The sequence below is a fragment of the Hydrogenophaga sp. GW101-3F08 genome, assembly GCF_059424585.1.
This window is the reverse complement of record NZ_JBWKZP010000007.1, coordinates 207847-226447: the sequence shown is the minus strand read 5'-3', so window position 1 is coordinate 226447 and position 18601 is coordinate 207847. Positions and strand designations below refer to the sequence as shown.

The 18601-nt window shown below is 68.9% G+C and carries 16 protein-coding genes; 6 read left to right on the top strand and 10 right to left on the bottom strand.

The genetic code is table 11. From position 1 onward, the window contains the following. Nucleotides 1-71 precede the first annotated feature (71 nt). The 6 genes from AC07YZ_RS18230 (at nucleotide 72) to AC07YZ_RS18205 (ending at nucleotide 4786) form a co-directional block, all read left to right on the top strand. Nucleotides 72-743 (top strand): ArsR/SmtB family transcription factor, encoded by a 672-nt coding sequence (locus AC07YZ_RS18230; RefSeq protein ID WP_494795761.1) that lies wholly within the window; start codon nucleotides 72-74, stop codon nucleotides 741-743. A 21-nt stretch (nucleotides 744-764) separates the two neighbouring features. After that, nucleotides 765-1115 carry a DsrE/DsrF/TusD sulfur relay family protein gene (locus AC07YZ_RS18225; RefSeq protein ID WP_494795760.1) on the top strand — a complete coding sequence of 117 codons (351 nt, stop codon included), beginning with the start codon at nucleotides 765-767 and terminating at the stop codon, nucleotides 1113-1115. An 18-nt stretch (nucleotides 1116-1133) separates the two neighbouring features. Beyond that, a complete protein-coding gene (locus AC07YZ_RS18220; protein ID WP_494795759.1) occupies nucleotides 1134-2315 on the top strand; it encodes an MFS transporter in 1182 nt (393 codons plus the stop codon). Further along, on the top strand, nucleotides 2312-3184 hold the full coding sequence (locus AC07YZ_RS18215; RefSeq protein ID WP_494795758.1) for a sterol desaturase family protein: 873 nt from the start codon (nucleotides 2312-2314) through the stop codon (nucleotides 3182-3184). Before AC07YZ_RS18220 ends, AC07YZ_RS18215 begins: the two co-directional genes overlap by 4 nt. A 116-nt stretch (nucleotides 3185-3300) precedes the next feature. After that, the gene (locus AC07YZ_RS18210; protein WP_494795757.1) at nucleotides 3301-3765 is read left to right on the top strand and encodes a rhodanese-like domain-containing protein; all 465 of its coding nucleotides are present in this window, start codon (nucleotides 3301-3303) and stop codon (nucleotides 3763-3765) included. 31 nt (nucleotides 3766-3796) lie between these two features. Next, entirely contained in the window at nucleotides 3797-4786 is a 990-nt protein-coding gene (locus AC07YZ_RS18205) for an MBL fold metallo-hydrolase (protein ID WP_494795756.1), read from the top strand. Nucleotides 4787-4857: 71 nt separating this feature from the next. Here the strand turns inward: AC07YZ_RS18205 and AC07YZ_RS18200 are convergent, their stop codons facing one another. The 10 genes from AC07YZ_RS18200 to AC07YZ_RS18155 form a co-directional block, all read right to left on the bottom strand. Beyond that, nucleotides 4858-7980 carry an efflux RND transporter permease subunit gene (locus AC07YZ_RS18200; protein WP_494795755.1) on the bottom strand — a complete coding sequence of 1041 codons (3123 nt, stop codon included), beginning with the start codon at nucleotides 7978-7980 and terminating at the stop codon, nucleotides 4858-4860. Next, on the bottom strand, nucleotides 7977-9590 hold the full coding sequence (locus AC07YZ_RS18195) for an efflux RND transporter periplasmic adaptor subunit (RefSeq protein WP_494795754.1): 1614 nt from the start codon (nucleotides 9588-9590) through the stop codon (nucleotides 7977-7979). The genes AC07YZ_RS18200 and AC07YZ_RS18195 overlap by 4 nt, the downstream gene beginning before the upstream one ends. Nucleotides 9591-9594: 4 nt before the next feature. Continuing rightward, nucleotides 9595-10944, bottom strand: a complete 1350-nt coding sequence (locus AC07YZ_RS18190; protein WP_494795753.1) for a TolC family protein — start codon at nucleotides 10942-10944, stop codon at nucleotides 9595-9597. Between the two features lie 109 nt (nucleotides 10945-11053). After that, nucleotides 11054-11410, bottom strand: coding sequence for a hypothetical protein (locus tag AC07YZ_RS18185; RefSeq protein ID WP_494795752.1), 357 nt, complete (start codon nucleotides 11408-11410; stop codon nucleotides 11054-11056). 61 nt (nucleotides 11411-11471) lie between these two features. Further along, a complete protein-coding gene (locus tag AC07YZ_RS18180; protein ID WP_494795751.1) occupies nucleotides 11472-12626 on the bottom strand; it encodes an aromatic ring-hydroxylating oxygenase subunit alpha in 1155 nt (384 codons plus the stop codon). A gap of 72 nt (nucleotides 12627-12698) precedes the next feature. Further along, nucleotides 12699-13490 carry a siderophore ferric iron reductase gene (locus AC07YZ_RS18175; RefSeq protein ID WP_494795750.1) on the bottom strand — a complete coding sequence of 264 codons (792 nt, stop codon included), beginning with the start codon at nucleotides 13488-13490 and terminating at the stop codon, nucleotides 12699-12701. Continuing rightward, complete coding sequence (locus AC07YZ_RS18170) at nucleotides 13487-15370, bottom strand: IucA/IucC family protein (RefSeq protein WP_494795749.1); 1884 nt, start codon at nucleotides 15368-15370, stop codon at nucleotides 13487-13489. Before AC07YZ_RS18170 ends, AC07YZ_RS18175 begins: the two co-directional genes overlap by 4 nt. Next, a complete protein-coding gene (locus AC07YZ_RS18165) occupies nucleotides 15367-15972 on the bottom strand; it encodes a GNAT family N-acetyltransferase (protein WP_494795748.1) in 606 nt (201 codons plus the stop codon). The genes AC07YZ_RS18170 and AC07YZ_RS18165 overlap by 4 nt, the downstream gene beginning before the upstream one ends. Then, nucleotides 15962-17200 carry an MFS transporter gene (locus AC07YZ_RS18160; RefSeq protein ID WP_494795747.1) on the bottom strand — a complete coding sequence of 413 codons (1239 nt, stop codon included), beginning with the start codon at nucleotides 17198-17200 and terminating at the stop codon, nucleotides 15962-15964. The genes AC07YZ_RS18165 and AC07YZ_RS18160 overlap by 11 nt, the downstream gene beginning before the upstream one ends. 9 nt (nucleotides 17201-17209) lie before the next feature. Next, nucleotides 17210-18523 (bottom strand): lysine N(6)-hydroxylase/L-ornithine N(5)-oxygenase family protein, encoded by a 1314-nt coding sequence (locus AC07YZ_RS18155; RefSeq protein ID WP_494795746.1) that lies wholly within the window; start codon nucleotides 18521-18523, stop codon nucleotides 17210-17212. Nucleotides 18524-18601 lie beyond the last annotated feature (78 nt).

Below are 18601 nucleotides of genomic sequence, written 5' to 3'. Positions count from 1 at the left end.
CGAGAACGACGGCGTGACCGTTGGTCGGGTGCTTTTCACCCAACAATCCAATAATCAATAGAATGTTTCCAATGAACAAGCGCAAACTCAAAGACCTGCTGTACGAGCAGGTGGCCCGCATCGGCAAGGCCCTGGGCAGCCCCAAGCGGCTGGAGCTGCTGGAGATGCTGGCGCAGGGCGAAAAGTCGGTGGACGTGCTCGCGGCCGAGCTGTCGATCGACATCAAGCTCGCCAGCGCCCACCTGAAGGCGTTGCGCGATGCGCGCCTGGTCACCAGCCGGCGCGAGGGCAAGTTCATCCACTACCGCCTGAGCGGGCCGGACGTGGCGGGCCTGGGCGTGAAACTGCGCGAGGTGGCCGAAGAACACCTGCTGGAGCTGCGCATGGCACTGAACCAGATGGTGGCGCAGCCGGACCAGCTCGCCTCGGTGGACCGCCAGGCGCTGATGGCGCAGGCGCAGCGCGGCGAGGTGGTGGTGATCGACGTGCGGCCGCAGGACGAGTTCGATGCGGCCCACCTGCCGTATGCGCGCTCCATGCCGCTGGCCGAGATCGAAAAGCGGCTGGCCGCGCTGCCGCGCGACAAGGAGATCGTCGCCTACTGCCGCGGGCCGTTCTGCCTGCTGTCGGACGAAGCCGTGGCGCTGCTGCTCGCGCGCGGCTACCGCGCGCGCAAGGTGTCCGACGGCGTGAGCGAGTGGCAGGCCGCGGGTCTGCCACTGGTGCTGCCGTCGGCCGGGTGACCCCCTCTTCAGGAACCCTCCATGCGTTCGGTGCTTTTCATCCTCAACGACGCGCCCTATGGCAACGAGCGCGCCTACAACGGCCTGCGGCTGGCCGGTGCCATGACCGCCAAGGAAGGCGTGCAGGTGCGGGTGTTCCTCATGGCCGATGCCGTGGGCTGCGCCAAGGCGGGCCAGAAGGTGCCCGAGGGCTACTACAACCTGCAGCTCATGCTGGGCAAGGTCTTGCGCAAGGGCGAGGTGGCGCTGTGCGGCACCTGCATGGACGCGCGGGGCCTGGGCGCGGCGGAACTGGTGGAGGGCGCGCAGCGCTCCACCCTCGCGCAGCTCGCCGACTGGACCACCGAGGCCGACCAGGTCCTGGTCTTCTGAATCCCACGAAAGCCCACCATGTTTGCAGGTCGCCGCAACGTGCTTCTGCTGGCCAGCAGCCAGGCCCTGATGCTCTCGGCCATCGTGCTGTCGATGAGCCTGGCCGCCATCCTGGGCGCCCTGCTGGCGCCCGACAAAAGCCTCGCCACGCTGCCGGTGGCGGCGATGGTGGTCGGCACGGCCATCGCTTCGCTGCCCGCGGCCCTGCTGATGCGCCGCTGGGGCCGCCGCTCGGGTTTCCTGATCGGCGCCAGCCTGGGGGTGGTGGGCAGCGCACTGGCCGGGCTGGGCCTCTGGCAGGGCTCGTTCGGGCTATTCACCCTGGGGCACCTGCTGCTGGGCAGTTACCAGGGTTTTGCCAACTACTACCGCTTCGCCGCCGCGGAGGCGGTGGACACGGCGCACACCACCCGCGCGATTTCCTGGGTGGTGGCCGGCGGGGTGGTGGCCGCGTTTGTAGGGCCGCAACTGGGGCAATGGGGGCGCGACTGGTTCATCGCCGGGCCGTTCGTGGGCTCGTACCTGGCGCAGGCCGCGCTCAGCGTGGTGGCGCTGGGCCTGCTGTCGCAGGTGCGGCTCAAGCCGGTGGCGACGGCCGCCACGGGCACGGCCCGTTCCGTGCGGGAGCTCCTGTCCCAGCCCTTGCTGCTCACGTCGATCCTGGGCGCGGCGGTGGGCTACTCCGTGATGATCATGGTGATGACGGCCACGCCGCTGGCCATGCTGGGCTGCGGCCTGCCGGGGCAGAGCGTCACGCCGGTGATCCAGTGGCATGTGGTGGGCATGTTCGCGCCGTCGTTCTTCACCGGCCACCTCGTCAAGCGCTTTGGCGCGCCACGCATCATGCAGACCGGCTTCGTGCTGCTGCTGGCGCATGTGGCCGTGGCGCTCTCGGGGCTGGAGTTCCTGCATTTCGTCTCGGCGCTGGTCCTGCTCGGCGTGGGCTGGAATTTCGCCTTCGTGGGCGGCACCGCCCTGCTCACGCAGACCTACCGCCCGGCCGAACAGCTCAAGGTGCAGGCGATCAACGAGTTCCTGGTGTTCGGGCTCGTGGCCACCGCCAGCCTGTCCGCGGGCTGGCTGTACGACCGCGCCGGCTGGGCCGCGCTGAACCTGGCCGTGGTGCCGTTTCTGCTGCTGGCCTTGCTGGCGTCCGTCGGCACCGAGCTGAAAACCGCCCGGCTGCGGGAGGCCCTGTGAGCTTTGAGCAGTTCGTCATCGGCAACGAGCCCCTCATCCGGGTGGGCTTCTTCGTCGGCGCGTTCGCCCTGGTGGCCCTGTGGGAGCTGGCGTCGCCACGCCGGGTGCTCCAGTTGCCGCGCGCGCAACGCTGGGCCAGCAACCTCGGCATCGTGCTGCTCAACACCGTGATCGTGCGCCTGCTGTTCCCCACGGCGGCGGTGGGCATGGCGGCCCTAGGCGTCGAGAGGGGCTGGGGGCTGCTGAACCATTTCGCCGTGCCGTTCTGGCTCGCGGTGCCGCTGGCCGTGGTGGCGATGGACTTCGTGATCTGGCTGCAGCACGTGATGGTGCACGCCGTGCCCACGCTGTGGCGGCTGCACCGCGTGCACCACGCCGACCTGGACTACGACCTCACCACCGGAGCGCGCTTCCACCCGCTGGAGATCGTGCTCTCCATGGGCATCAAGTTCGCCACCATCGCGCTGCTGGGTGCGCCGGTGCTGGCGGTGGTGGTCTTTGAGGTGCTGCTGAGCGCCTGCGCGCTGTTCAACCACGGCAACATCCGCCTGCCCGACGGCGTGGACCGCGTGCTGCGCTGGTTCCTCGTCACGCCCGACATGCACCGCGTGCACCACTCGGTGGAAGACGACGAGAGCAATTCCAACTTCGGTTTCAACCTGACCTGGTGGGACCGCCTCTTCGGCACCTACCGCGAACAACCGCGCGGGGGCCAGCTCGGCATGGTCATCGGCATCCACGGCCACGCCGACCCGCACGAAGTGGCGCGCCTGCCGGGCATGCTGATGCTGCCTTTCAAGGGTCGGGGCACCGACGGTGCGATCAAGCGCCGCCCCTTCACCGAACACGACGCCGGAGCGAACCACTGAGCGTTTTTCCTGCGCGGGTGAGGGGAAACACCGGTCCGTACCACCCCGCCATTCTGAGAAAATATCAGTTAATGCTGATAAACAACTTGATTCAAAACCCTTTCACTGGAAACCCCATGAAACCACAACACCTGGCGCTCGCCGCCCTCACCGCCGCCAGCCTGTGGCTGGCCCCCGCCGCCCACGCCGACAACCAGGCCATCGCCGTGGACGAGATGGCGGCGTATCTCGAATTCGTGGACTACGGCGGCGGCGTGATCTTTGCCGAGCAGATCCCCAAGGACGAATGGCCGAAGATGGTCGTCATCGACGCGCGCGACGCCGGCCAGTTCGCCAAAGGCCACATCCCCGGCGCCATCAACATGGACTGGCGCCAGGTGCTGGCCCAGCGCAACACCATCCCCAAAGACAAACCCGTGCTGATCTACTGCAACAGCGGTTCGCTCTCGGCCCAGGCCGGTTTCGCCCTGCGCGTGGCGGGCTGGGACAACCTGCGCATCCTGCAGGGCGGCATGGAAGAATGGAAGGCCAAGGGCGGCTTCGACGCCGCGACCCGGGCCACCGCGCCGGCCAGACACTGACACCCCGGGCCACGCGCCTCAGGAGGCTCACATGACGACATCCACCCGCTCGCATCTGCGCCGGCTTGCGCGGCCATGGCTCGGGGGCCTGCTCGGCCTGTGTGCCGCCTGCGCCAGCACCTGGGCGCAGGCGCAGGCCGTGCCCGAGATGGCGCTGAAGCAGGTCGGCGCCCACACCTACTACGTGGAAGGCCTCGCGGCACTGGGCTCGCCGGCCAACCAGAACTTCATCAGCAACGCCGGCTTCGTGGTGGCGCGCGACGGCGTGGTGGTGATCGACACACTGGGCTCGCCCGCGCTGGCCCGGCGGCTCGTGAAGAAGATCGCCGCGGTCACACCCAAGCCCGTCACGCATGTGATCCTGACGCACTACCACGCCGACCACATCTACGGCCTGCAGGTGTTCAAGCAGTTGGGCGCCCAGATCATCGCCCATCAAAACGGGCGGGAGTACCTGCATTCCGAAACCGCCGAGCAGCGGCTGGTGGCCTCGCGCACCGACCTGGCACCCTGGGTGGACGGAAGCGTCCAGCTGGTGCCGGCCGACCGCTGGCTGGACGGATCGACCACGCTCGAACTGGCCGGCACCCGCTTCGTGGTGGAACAGGTGGGCCCTTCGCACACGCCCGAAGACCTGGCCATCTACGTGCCCAGCGAGCGCGTGCTGTTCGCGGGCGACCTCATCTTCAGCGGTCGGCTGCCTTTCGTGGGCAAGGCCAACAGCGACCAGTGGATCACCGCACTGAACCGCCTGCTGGGCTTTGATGCCCAGGTCGTGGTGCCCGGGCACGGTGGCGCGTCCACCGACCCGCGCAAGGACATCGGCTTCATCCGCGACTACCTGGGCCACCTGCGCAGGACCATGGGCCAGGCCAGCAGCGACATGCAGCCCTTCGACGAGGCCTACGCCCAGACCGACTGGAGCGCCTACGAGCACATGCCGATGTTCCCGTTCGCCAACCGCATGAACGCCTACAACACCTACTTGCTGATGGAGCAAGAAGGCATGCGAGGCAAGTAGCCCGCGCACCGCGGTGTCGGTGGCGAAAGAGCAGCCACCGGCATGACCGGCCAGCGCTTCATCCGACACCATCACGCCGGGCGCCGCCGCATCAGCCGGTACACCGCCGGGATCACCAGCATCGACAGCAGCGGCGCGCTGAGCATGCCGCCCACCATGGGCGCGGCGATGCGCTGCATCACCTCGCTGCCAGCGCCATCGCCCCAGAACAGGGGCAGCAAGCCGGCCACGATCACGGCCACCGTCATGGCCTTGGGCCGCACCCGCAACACCGCGCCCTCGCGGATCGCCTCCAGCAGATCGGCATCGGTTGCCTGCCCGGCGTCCAGCCGCGTGACCCAGGCCTGCTTCAGGTACAGCAGCATGATCACGCCGAACTCGGCCGCCACACCAGCCAGCGCGATGAAGCCCACCGCGCTGGCCACCGATAGGTTGTGCCCCAGCGCCCACAGCAGCCAGACGCCCCCCACCAGCGCGAACGGCAGCGTGCTCATGATCAGCAGTGCCTCGTCAAAGCGGCGGAAGGTCAGGTACAGCAGCACGAAGATGATCAGCAGCGTGAACGGCACCACCAGCTTGAGCTGGGCGCTGGCCCGTTCCAGAAACTCGAACTGACCGGACCACGACACCGAGTAGCCCGCCGGCAGCACCACCCGCTCGGCCACCACGCGCTGCATCTCCAGCACCGCGCCACGCAGGTCGCGCCCGCGGATGTCCACGTAGACGAAGCCCGCCAGGCGCGCGTTTTCGCTGCGCAGCATGGGCGGACCGTCGGCGACCGCGATGCGCGCCACGTCCGACAACACCAGGCGCTGGCCGCTCGGGCTGACGATGGGCAGCGCGCGCAGCGCCGCCAGCGAGTCCCGCAGCTCGCGCGGGTAGCGCAGGTTGATGGGGTAGCGCTGCAGGCCTTCGACGGTCTGTCCGATCTCCATGCCGCCCACCGCGCCGGCGACGACGTCCTGCACGTCGGCGATGTTCAGGCCATAGCGCGCCGCGTCGTCACGCCGGATGTCCACGTCGATGTAGCGCCCGCCGGTCAGGCGCTCGGCCAGCGCGCTGCTCACGCCGGGCACGGTCTTGACCGCGGCCTCGATCTGGCCCGTGAGACGGTCGATGGTGGCCAGGTCGGCCCCGGCCACCTTCACGCCCACCGGGCTTTTGATGCCGGTGGCCAGCATGTCGATGCGGTTGCGGATCGGTGGCACCCAGATGTTGGACAGGCCGGGCACGCGCACGGTGCGGTCCAGCTCTTCCACCAGCTTGTCCGGCGTCATGCCCGCACGCCACGCGCTGCGTGGCTTGAACTGGATCGTGGTCTCGAACATCTCCAGCGGGGCGGGGTCGGTGGCGCTGTCCGAACGACCGGCCTTGCCGTAGACACGGTGCACCTCGGGCACGGTCTTGATCAGGCGGTCGGTCTGCTGCAGCAGCTCGGCGGCCTTGCCGGCCGACAACCCGGGCAGCGCGGTCGGCATGTACAGCAGATCGCCCTCGTCCAGCCGCGGCATGAACTCGGCGCCGATGTGCCGCAGGGGCCACAGGCTCGCCAGCAGCAGCAGGGCCGCCACCACGAGCGTCAGCCTGGGCGCCCGCAGCACGGCGTCGAGGCAGGGGCGGTACCCTGCGATCAGCAGCCGGTTCAGGGGGTTGGCGGTCTCCTCGGGAATGCGCCCGCGGATCAGGTAACCCATCAGCACCGGAATCAGCGTCACGGCCAGCCCGGCCGCGGCCGCCATGGCATAGGTCTTGGTGTAGGCCAGGGGCGCGAACAACCGGCCTTCCTGCGCCTGCAACGTGAACACCGGGATGAAGCTCAGCGTGATGATGAGCAGCGAAAAGAACAGCGCGGGCCCCACCTCGGCGGCGGCCTCGCCGATGACGCGCCAGCGCGGCTCGCCGTCCAGCGTGTGACCGGGGTGTTCATGGGCCCAGCGTTCCAGGTGCTTGTGCGCGTTCTCGATCATCACCACCGCGGCGTCGACCATCGCACCGATGGCGATCGCGATCCCGCCCAGCGACATGATGTTGGCGTTCACGCCCTGCTGCTGCATCACGATGAACGCCGCCAGGATGCCCAGCGGCAGCGAGACGATGGCCACCAGGGCGCTGCGCAGGTGAAACAGAAACAGCGCGCACACCAGCGCCACCACCAGGAACTCCTCCAGCAGCTTGAAGCCAAGGTTGTCCACCGCGCGCTCGATCAGCCCCGAGCGGTCGTACACCGGCACGATCTCCACGCCTTCGGGCAGACCCCGCTGCAACTCGGCGAGCCTGGCCTTGACGGCGCGGATGGTCTGCAGCGCGTTCTTGCCCGAGCGCATCACGATCAGGCCGCCCGCGGCTTCGCCCTCGCCATCGAGTTCACCGATGCCCCGGCGCATCTCGGGACCGAGCTGGACCCGGGCCACGTCGCCCAGACGCACCGAAATGCCCGCGTCGGTGGTCGTCAGCGGGATGGCACGGAAATCGTCGAGGGTCTTCAGGTAACCGTTGGCGCGCACCGCGTATTCGGCCTCGCCGAGTTCGAGCACCGAACCGCCCGCCTCCTGGTTGGCGCGGCCCACCGCCTGGCTCACCATCGCCTGCGTGATGCGGTAGGCGGCCAGCTTGTCGGGGTCGAGCACGATCTGGTACTGGCGCACCATGCCACCGAGGCTGGCGACCTCGGCCACGTCGGGCACGGTCTTGAGCTCGAAGCGCAGAAACCAGTCCTGCAACGCGCGGAGCTGGTCCAGGCTCTGCCGGCCGCTGCGGTCCACCAGTGCGTACTGGTAGATCCAGCCCACGCCGGTGGCGTCGGGCCCCAGCGACGACCTGGCCGCGGACGGCAGCCGCGACTGCACCTGGTCCAGGTACTCCAGCACCCGCGAGCGCGCCCAGTAGAGGTCCACGCCGTCGTCGAACAGCACATAGACGAAGCTGTCGCCGAACATCGAATAGCCACGCACCGCCCTGGCGCCGGGCACCGACAGCATGGTGGTGGTCAGCGGGTAGGTGACCTGGTTCTCGACGATCTGCGGCGCCTGGCCGGGCCAGCTGGTGCGGATGATGACCTGGGTGTCCGACAGGTCGGGCAGCGCGTCCAGCGGCGTGCGCAGCATGGACACCACACCCCAGGCGGTGATCAACACGGCGGCCAGCAGCACCAGGAAGCGGTTGGCGATGCTCCAGTGGATGAGGCGCGCGATCATCGGGCCGCTCCCGCGGCCGCCGGCGCCACACGCTCGATCGCGGTGATCTGCGGTTCGGCGCCCTCCTGCATGCGAAATTCGATCCGCACCTTGTCGCCGCTGGCCAGCGCGCGTGGCCGCTGCCCGGGCGGCGGCAGGCGGAACGCCATCGTCATCCCGGGCCATTTCAACGCCGGGATCGCGGGGTGGGTGAGCCTGGCGGTGTCGCCCTCGATGGCATCGATCACCGCGTCGGTGCGGTGCAGGTCGGCCGCCGGCATCGGCATCGGCGTCTGGTTCAGCCGCGCCTCCAGCCCGCGCAGGCTGGCCTCGGAGTCGATCAGGAACTGGCCCGACAGCACCACCCGCTGGCCAGCCTGCAGGCCCTGCACGATCTCGGTCTGCGCTCCCGCTTCGCGGCCCACGCCGACCTCCACGGGCCGGAAGTGCCCGCCCTCCTCGGCCAGCATCACCACGCTGCGGCGCCCGGTGTGGATCACGGCGTCGCTCGGAACCAGCAGGACGGGCCGGCCCACCGGATCGGCAAAACGCATCTGCACGAACATGCCCGGCACCAGCCGGCCACCCGGATTGGCCAGCTCCAGCCGCGCCTTGAGCGTGCGCGTGGCGGGGTCCACTTGCGGCAGCACGGCCTGCACGCGCCCGTCAAAGCGCTGCCCCGGCACCGCCGGGCTGGTGGCGCTGACCCGGGCGCCGGGCTGGAGCTGCGCCACCTGGCTCTCGGGCACCTGGCCCTCGGCCCAGACCGTGTCCGTGCCCTGCAGGCGCAGCAGCGCCATGCCGGGCATCACGGTCGCGCCCTCGCGCACCATCAACTCAGTCATGGTCCCGCTGATCGGCGCCCGCAGGGTGAAGCGTGGCTGCAGCGTGCCGGTGCGCACCACGCGGTCGATCTGTGCCGCGTCCATGCCGGCCTGGCGCATGCGCTGGGACGCGGCTTCGCGCAACGGCCCCAGGTCGGAACCGGCCATGCGGGCCACCGCCAGGTACTCCTCTTGCGCGGCCACCCAGTCGGGCACGTAGATCTCGGCCAGGGGCGCGCCGGCCACCACCCGGTCGAGCGTGGCGCGCACATGCAGCCGCTCCACAAAACCCATGGACCGGGCGCTGACCACCACCTGGTCGCGTTCGTTCCAGGCCACGTTGCCCGCCACCGTGACGGCACCATCGAGCGGGCCTTCCACCACGGCCACGCTGCGCAGCCCCAGGTTTTGCTGGATGCGCGGGCTCACCGACACGCCGCCGGCGTCCACGCTGTCGCCACCGGCGTAGCGCGGCACCAGCATCATGTCCATGAAGGGCGATTTGCCCGGTGCGTCGAAGTTCTTGCCCGGCACCATGGGGTCGTGGTAGTTCAGGATCGCGCGGCCGGTGACCGGATCCACGTCGCCCGCACGGAGTCCGTCGCGGAGATGGCGGGCGGTGGCGTCCCCACCTTGCGCCACGGTCCAGGTGCCCGGGTCCTGGGGCGTGCCGGGCGCGCTCTGCACGGCCGCGCCACCGCCCATGTCCATGCCTGCGCGCATGCCGGCGATCCATGCGCCATAACCCACGGCGCCCAGGGCCACCGCGGCCACGATGCCGATCCCGATCGTTGTCTGGTATTTCATGGTGTCATTCCTGTTCCGGCCGCGCCGTGGCGGCCACTGTGTTTTCGGTCGGGATGAGATACGCCAGCCGGGCCCACAGACGGGCGGTGGACAACCGCAGGTCGATGCGCTCCATCCGCAGGTCCAGCGCCATGCGCCGCGCGGCCAGTACCTCCCGCAGCGGGGCCCGGCCACCCCGGTAGGCGGCCAGGGTGGCCTGTATGCGCTGCTCGGCCAGCGGCAGCCGGCCGGTGTCGATCAGGGCCAGCTGGGCGAGGCCGGCACGCCAGGCCACCAGCCAGCGCTCGGTCTCGGCCTGGTGTTCGCGCGCGCGCTCCTCGCGTTCGTCGCGCAACTCGTCGACCCGCGCCAGCCGGGCCGCGAGTTCCCGGTCCTGCCGCTGGGGACGGTCCCACTGCCAGGGCACCGAGACGGCCAGAGAGACCATGTTCGCGTAGCCCGGGCCGCGCAGACCGAACATCAGCTCGGTGCTCCAGTCGGGATCGCGCTCGCGGCGCGCCACCTCGGCTTCGGCCGCCGCCGCGGCCTCCCGCGCGGCGAGCTGCACGAGCTCGGGGTGGTGCGCCAGACGCCCGCTCACGCCCGTCGCCGCGGGCGGGAGTTCGGCGAGTTCGGGTGGCGCGGCCAGTGGTTGCTCGGGAGGCCCTCCGGCCCAGCGGGCCAGGGCATGGCGGGCGTTGGTGCGCTCGGCCTCGACGGCCAACAGGGTCTGCTGCAACTGCGCCACCGCGTCGCGCGCCGCGATCCAGTCGGCCAACGCCCCTCCACCACCGCGGGCCGCGGCTTCGGAGGCCTGCACCAGCAGGCGAGCCTCGTCGAGCTGCACCTGCAGCAGCGCCACCCGCTGCTCCAGCGCGTGGCGCTCCAGCCAGGCCATGGCGGTCTCGCGCTGGATGGCGGCGGACCGCACGCCACGCTCGGCCCGGGCCGCGTCGGCCTCGCGCTCGAAACGGGCCGTTCGCGCCCGGCGTTTTTCTTCGCTGGGGAACGTCTGCATCAGCGAGACCGCCTTCGAGGTCATGAAATCGCGTGTGGTGCTGAAACGCTCCGGCCCTTCGACGGGCAGGTTCTCCAGCGACAGACGCAGCACGGGGTCGGGGCGCTGGCCAGCGGCCACGGCCATCTCGCGCGCCGAGCGGGCGGCGGCATCCTGGGCGCTCAGGGTCGGCGAACGCGCCAGTGCCGCCTCAACGGCCTGGGGCAATGTCAGCGGTTCGGCGGCGCGCACCAGTGGCGCTGCCGCCAGGCCGATCAGGAGCGCGAGGCGCGCGGGGACGATCAAGGCGTGCCAGCGGCTGACGGCATGGCCACGGGGGCGAAGGCGCCCGCCGGACGCCGGGGAAAGGGGTTCCATATTTCTGCTCCGAAGGAATGCACACGGGCTGGGCGCGCACGGGGACGCGCGACAGCCGCTGCTGACCCAGGGCCGGCCTCAAAGGCCGTGCGCGGTCAGGGTGAAAGCTTCAGAGCAGGGAGGGGGGTCGCCAGATGCTGGCGGAAGCACCGCGCGGCGGCACCAGCGGCACGGGCGCGAGCAGATCGCTCAATGGCAGCGCCTGCGCCATGGCAATGGCCGGGGGCGCCACCCAGCCGGTGGGGGCCGGGCATTCCTGACCGGCCTTGCACAGCTGGCCGGTCAGCCGGGCGGTGTCCACATCGTTGCAGCAATCGCCCTGGGGCATGTCGCTGTCGATGCCGGCCAGGCCGTCAGGCAAGGCCATGGCGGCCTCCATGGGACAAGGCGTCTGCACGCTCGCGCCGGCGGCCCATCCCTGCATGGGGATCGCCAGGCACAGCAGCAGGGCAAGGAACAGACGCATGCGTGGATTTTAGGACAGGGTGGCCAGGTTCCGCGCTGGAATCCGCATCCCGCCTCGCCACTCAGGGCAGGAACGCAGCGCCCATGGTGCCGCGGTACCACGCGTGGAAATGCTGCATGCCATCCTCCAGCGGCGACTGGTAGGGCCCGGCGTCGGACGCGCCCCGCGCCAGCAGCGCGCGTCGGCCCGCGTCCATGCGCTCGCCGATCTCGTCGTCTTCCCTGGCCGTCTCCATGTAGGCGGCGCGGTGTGCCTCGATGAAGTCCCGCTCGAAGGCCACGATCTCCTCGGGGTAATAGAACTCCACCACGTTGACGGTGTCCTGCGGCCCCTTGGGGTAGAGCGTGGACAGGACCAGCACATGCGGGTACAGCTCGATCATGTGGGTGGGGAAATAGGTGACCCACACCGCGCCGAAGTCGGGCGGGGTGCCGGTGCGGTAGCTCAGCAGCCGATCGTGCCAGGTGCTGTAGACATCCGACCCCGGCGAGTTCAACGACGCATGCACGCCAACACGCTGCATGCTGTACCAGTCGGCGAGTTCCCAGCTCAGGTCGTCGCAGGTGACAAAGCTGCCCAGGCCGGGATGAAATGGGGCGACGTGGTAGTCCTCCAGATAGACCTCGATGAAGGTCTTCCAGTTGTAGTTGCACTGGTGGACCTCCACGTGGTCGAGCACGTAGTCCGAGAAATCGAACTCCGGCCGTCTGAACAGCGGCGCCATGTCCTGCGCCGGGTCGCGCGCGCCTTCGAACAGTTGGCCATGGCAGTTGCGCAGCGCAAACCGCTGCAGGTTTCTGCAAGGTTTGGATTCGAACTGCGGCGCGCCCAGCAACTCGCCGGCGCTGTTGTACGTCCACCGATGCAGCGGGCAGACGATGTGCCCGCCCGCCGTCGCCAGGTTGCCCCGGGTGTTGGTCGACCCGGCCACGTCGCCGGCCTCTCCGCCCAGCATCAGTGCCTGGCGATGCCGGCAGACATTGGAGATCAGCTCCACACCCTGCGGGTTGCGCACCAGGACGCGGCCGCCGTCCTCCTGCACGAGCCGGTGCCAGTCCCCCACCTGCGGGACGGCCTTTTCATGGCCCACATACCGGGCGGACCGGTTGAAGATCAACGCCTGCTCGCGGGCAAACAGGGCTTCGTCAAAGTAGGCACCGACAGGCAACTGCGGGAACGCCGGCAGGACATGCACCAGGCGGGCAATATCGTTCATGGAAATCTCCAGGGCGTGGCGAAGCACACCGGCCTGGACGGCACGGCGGCATCGCGGAATCAAGGGCCCCGACTACGCAGCGTCGGCCAGCAGGCGGGCGATGCGCTTGTCGAGCGGGAGCTTGGGGCAGGTGCTGCATGGCTCACCGTCGTGGCGGCGATAGTGGTGACAGCACACCTTGCGGTCCAGGGCGAGCGCGGGCGTCCCGTCGCGGGCCCGGTAGGCAAAAAACCCGCAACCGCCGGCAATGCCGAGCTGCGCCAGCCAGAGCTCCCCCCACGCGGCAACGTCGTCCGCGTCGCCCAGGTCAGGCCTGCTGCGCCGCACCAGCAGCAGCGCGCCCAACACACACTCCGCCTGCAATCGGTCGGCGGCGCGGGCGTGCAGGGCCACCAGCGGCATCAGCGCCGCGCGCATGGACTGGCACAGGGCCCCCAGCTCGTCCGCCGCCAGGCGGATGCGCGACGACAGCGCGGCGGCCTGCGCGGGGGCATGCACCGGCAACTGGAAGCCATTGGGAAACCCGTTCTCCACGGGCTGCGCCAGGCCGGCCAGCCTGGGCACATGCGTGTCGAGATGCGCGGCAATCACGCTGAGATAGACCGGTTGCCAGATCGCCAGCCCCCAGCAGCGCAGCGCCACATAGTGCGCGCCGGCTTCCGGGTACGACCGGGCCCAGTGGCGGCACAGCGCCGCCAGCGCGCCCGGCCCGGCCGACGCCTCATCGCCATGGCGCAACGCACCGGGCAGCGGTGCACCGCCCTGTTCGCCGCGCAGCGCCGGTGCGATGCGCCGGGCCAGCTGCAACACGCGGGCGAGGTCGGCGTCGGGCAACGAACCCCCGGCCCGCGCGCCCAGGTTCACTCGACGCTTTCCGCGACCGCTGGCACCGCGGCCCGGGCCGTGGCATGGCGGCGCAAGCCGGCGATCGGATTCACGAGGTGGCCGGCCATCTTCAGGCTGGAGGCCGGGTCGGCCAGGTTGACCATCTGCACGTTGTTGCCGAGCTGCAGGCGGTTCAGACAGGAGTGCAGGAACTCGGGCACGAACATGTCGTGGTGCGCGAACTTGGCGGCCAGCTCGGGGTGGGCGTCCTGGTAGTCGCACACGCAGTCGGCCACCGCGCGCCAGAAGTCGTCCTCGCGGCAGCAGCCGTTCTCCACCAGCACCTGGTTGATGTGGCGCAGCACGCCATCGAACACATCGATGAAGATGCCCAGCAGCTTGAAGTGGTCGGGCACGTCCACCGCCAGGCGCTGGACGCGTTCCGGCAGCCACGCCTTGGCCCCGATGTCGAGGATGGCGCATTCCTCGGCGATGTCCTTCATGATGGCGCGCACCGGCACGTGTTTGTCGAGCACCAGGATCAGGTTCTCGCCGTGCGGCATGAAGGTCAGGTCGTGCTTGTAGAAGCAATGCAGCAGCGGCGTCAGGTAAGACGCGAGATAGCGCTGCAGCCACGCCACCGTTCCCAGCCCGGACCGGCGGATCAGTTCGGGCAGCAGGGCGTGGCCGTCCTTGTCCACATGCAGCAGCGCGGCCATGGTCATCAGGCGCTCGCCCGGCCGCAGCAGCGGCAGCGGGCTTTCGCGCCACAGCGCGGAGAACATCTTCTTGTACGGTGTGTCGACCGGTATCGCGGCCTCGTAATAGTGGTTGCGAAACCCGATGGAGGCCACCTCCTGAAGGATGGTGAAACCGTTGGCGCGCAGGAAGGCGTCGCCGCTCACCAGTTCCTTGATGAACTCGTTGATGGCCGGCGTGCCCGACATGTAGTACGGCGACAGGCCACGCATGAAGCCCATGTTCAGGATGGACAGCGAGGTCTTGACGTAGCGCTTGCTGCGGTCGCTGGTGTTGAAGAAGGTGCGGATCGACTGCTGGGCGATGTAGTGGTCGCGACCGTAGGCCAGGCAGATGATCTTGCGCTGGGCCACATAACCGGCGAACGCAATCGACAGCTTGTTGAACCACTGCCAGGGGTGGGCCGGCATGAAGTGGTAGTCGGCCGGGTCCAGGCCGAGCGCGGCCACCTCGCGGCTGAAGCCGTCCACCGTGTCCTGCCCGAGCTCTTCGGCCAGCAACTGCTCGTAGCTCAGCGTGGAGATGCTGGAGAAAGCGGCGTGGTCCTTGTGCACGGCCAGCCAGATCACGCGGATGGCCGAGCCGGCTTCCGGCGCATAGGCGCGGTAGTCGGCCGCGGTGAAACCCAGCCGCCCGTTGTTGGCGACGAAACCCGGGTGGCCTTCGGTCATGGCGACTTCAATGGTCTGGAAGTCGGTGGCCTCGGCCAGCTGGGCGCTGCTGGGCGCGTCGGCCTTCATGCGCTTGTAGGCGCTGCCGAACAAGGTGCTGCTGATCTCGTCGAGGTAGATGGGCAGCAGGTCCTCGCGAATCCCCAGGCGCTGGCGGCACTCGATGATGAACTGCAGCGCGTCCAGCGGCTGCTCGGCGCCGTTGACCCGCTTGCGGATGGACTCGGGCTTGACGTGCCAATGGCGCAGCGCCAGGCATTGCGCCTCGAACCGGTAGCAGGCGGCGCCGTCGTCCGAGAACAGCTGGTACTGCGCAAAGCCGCCCTGCCCCGGGCCCAGCAGCTCGGGCTCGACGATGAGTTCGTGGGCGTATTCGGCGATGGCCTTGCGCAGCAGCAGGCGGTTGGCCTGGGCCCAGACCTCCGGCGTCAGGTGGTCGGCGAAATGGGCCGGGTCGTGCGCGAGCTGGTGGGCGATGGTGACGTTCATGAATGGGCTTCCTCTGGTGTGGTGGCCGTGGCCTGTTGAAAATCCCGCCGGGTGCAAAAGGCGAGGCTGGCGATCTTCTCGGGGAAGACCACATCACGGTCGTAGACAAAACCCGCCGAGCGGTTCAGGGCATGGACCTTGTGATTGGTGGCGTCGGGCTCCACGACGATGCGCCGCGCACCCAGGTGCGTGAACATGAAGCGCATCAAGGCATGGAACGCGGCGCGCGAGAAGCCGGCGATGCGCCGTTCGGGCGGCCCGATGAAGATATGCATGCCCAGGTCGCCGGGCTGCACCGGGTAGAAGGCCCGGATGCGGTCCTGCGCGGGGTCGTAGCACTCGGCCAGGAAGGCCGGCCGGCTCCCCTGCCACCCGATGTAGGCCGTGGCGGTGCCGGAATCCATCATGCGCTGGTAGGCCTCGCGCACCTGCGCCTCGGTCTTGTCCTGCATCAGCCAGAAGGCGGCGCGCGGCTGGGTGAACCAGTGGTGCAGCGTCGGGATGTCGTTCGGGATCCGCAGCGGGCGGAAAACGAAGCCGGTCTCATCGCGGTAGGGCCGGTGGTCGGCGTCGGCGCGGCGGTGCAGGGTGTCAGTTGGCATGGGCGGGCACCTCCAGGGGCGTGGGGTTGGCGGCGCCGTCGGCCCCGTCGACGTGGCCGGCGCTGGGCACTCTGAGGATCAGGCGGTCCAGCAGCGCGGTGAGCACAAAACCGCCGGCCGCCAGCAAAAAGGGCACATGCAGCCCGTGGTGCTTGACGATGGCGCCCGCGGCGAACGAGGACAGCAGCACCCCCATGTTCTGGAAGAAGTTGGTGATGCTGTAGTCCTGCGCGTAGCGCTGGGGCGTGGACAGGCGAAACAGGTTGACTTCGAGCTTGACGATGATCTGGAAGAAGGCCCAGCCATACAGCACGCGCCCCAGCACGACCAGCATCGGATCGGGCGCGGCATGCAGCAGCAGGCCGGCCGCGCCCAGCAGCAGGTTGCCCACCGTGTGGTCGGGCAGGTGGCCGCCACGCGCCCGTATCCAGGCATGCAGGCGCAGCGCGACGATGGCCACCACCCCCGGAATGGCGAAGGCCATGCCGGACACCAGCTCGCTGTCGTTGCCGGTCAACGTCTGCCAGTACAGGGCGAAGAAGGGGCGGATCAGGTAGGCGCTGAAGTCGAACATCAGCATCACCAGCGCCAGCTTCAGGACCGGCAGTCGGGCCAGCAGCCCGAGGCGGCGCGCCTCGGCGGCCTCGGCCCGGGCCTGCTCGCCGGTGTTGACGCGCACGATCTTTCCGCTGCGGATCAGATAGGCGCAGACCACCATCTGGAAGTAGTCACCCGCGGCCATGGCCAGGATGCTGGCGCGCGGCCCCCAGGTCTCGAGCACGAAGCCGCCCACCACCGCCCCGAAGATGGCGCCGAAGTGCACCACCACCGACAGAATCCCGATGGTGGCCGCGTGCTGCTCCTTGGGCGTCAGGCGCATCAGGTACGGGTACATCAGCAGGTAGCTGCTTTTGCACATGAACATCAGCATCGACAGCACCCAGTAGCTCTGCACGGTGGGCGCCCAGTCGCTCAGCAGGCTGAAGGTGCCGGCGGCAAACTGCGTGTAGACCAGCAGGTGCAGCGGCTCCACGCGGCGCGCCACGCGCGCCCAGAGCGGCAGCGTGCACATCACGGCGATGGAGATGGCCGCCACGTAGGCGCCCACGTGCACAGGGCTGTCCATCCCGTATCGCGCGCTGAAGAACTGCGGGTAGAAGGGGATCAGGATCGCGTCGCTGATGACGGCCAGCACCGTCATCGTGATGATGTGGAATCGCAGGTTCATGCGTGCGCCTCAGAGCAGGACGAAGTCCGCGGTGGCCGGGATGGAGAAGTCCTGGATCGCCACGCGCCGCTCGATCTTGTAGTGCTCGACCCCGGTGAGCTCGCGCAGGATGTAGGAGTTGCGGTAGCAGCTCATGCCCAGGTCCTGGTTGGTCATGCCGTGGGTGTGCTGGCCAGCGTTCTGCACGAAGATTTCGTTGCCGTTGAAGTCGGCGGCGTAGTTGCGTGCCAGCCGGTAGCGCCCCTGCTCGTCCCAGCGCAGGCGGTGGCGGATGCCGTTGACGAAAGGCGGGATGTTCTCGCGGTAGCCGGTGGCGAAGACCAGCCCCTCGCTGCGGTGCGCGTAGCGCGCCTCGCAATCGAGCTGGCGGAACTCGATCTCGTAGCGGCCCTGTTCCGCGTCGTAGCGGCAACCCTGCAGTTCGCAGTTGGTGATGAGGTGGGTGCGCAGCGACCCCTGCTTTCGCCGGTCGTCCAGCAGGTCGTAGATCTGGTTGATGAGGCTGGCGTTGACGCCCTTGTACAGGCTGTCCTGCGCGCGGATGACGCGCTCCTTCTTGCCATCGTCCAGCTTGTAGAAGTAGTCGATGTAGTCCGGGGAAAACATCTCCAGCGTGAGCTTGGTGGTCTCCATCTGGAAGAAGCGCGAGGAGCGGGTGATCCAGGTGAGGCTGTAGCCGTGCACGTCGGCTTCCTTGAGCAGGTCGTGGTAGACCTCGGCCGCGCTCTGGCCGCTGCCGACGATGGTGATGGAACGCTTTTGCTGCAGCTGCTCCTTGCTCGTGATGTAGTCGGCGGTGTGCAGGTAGCGGTGGCCGTCGGACGCGCAGCACTGGGGAAACAACGGCCTGGACCCCACGCCCAGCACGAGCTTTCGGCCGCGCATGATGAAGGGCTCGCGCTGCGGCCCCTGCACCCCGGTCACCACATAGCAGCCGCTCTCGGCGTCGTGGACGATCTCCTGCACCTCGTGCTCGAAGCGGGCGTTGGACAGCCGCGCCGCCGCCCAGCGGCAGTAGGCGTTGTATTCGGCGCGCGTGAGGTAGAAACTCTCGCGGAAGTAGTACGAATAGATCTTGCCCTCTTCCTTGCAGTAGTTGAGGAAGCTGAAGCCGCTCTTGGGGTCCGCCAGGCTGACCAGGTCGGCCAGGAAGGGGTTCTGCAGCGTGGTGTTGTCGATCAGCATCCCGGGGTGCCAGTTGAACTCGGCAGCGCGCTCCAGGAAGACCGCGTTCACCCCGGTGATCGGCTCGGTCAGACAGGCCAGGCTCAGATTGAAGGGCCCAAGCCCGATCCCGACGAAGTCATAGATGTTCGTGTTCATTGCACTCAACTCCCTGATGGACTGGCACGCCGGACGGCGGCACATGGTGATCAAAAGAACGCGCGCGGCGGGCCGCCG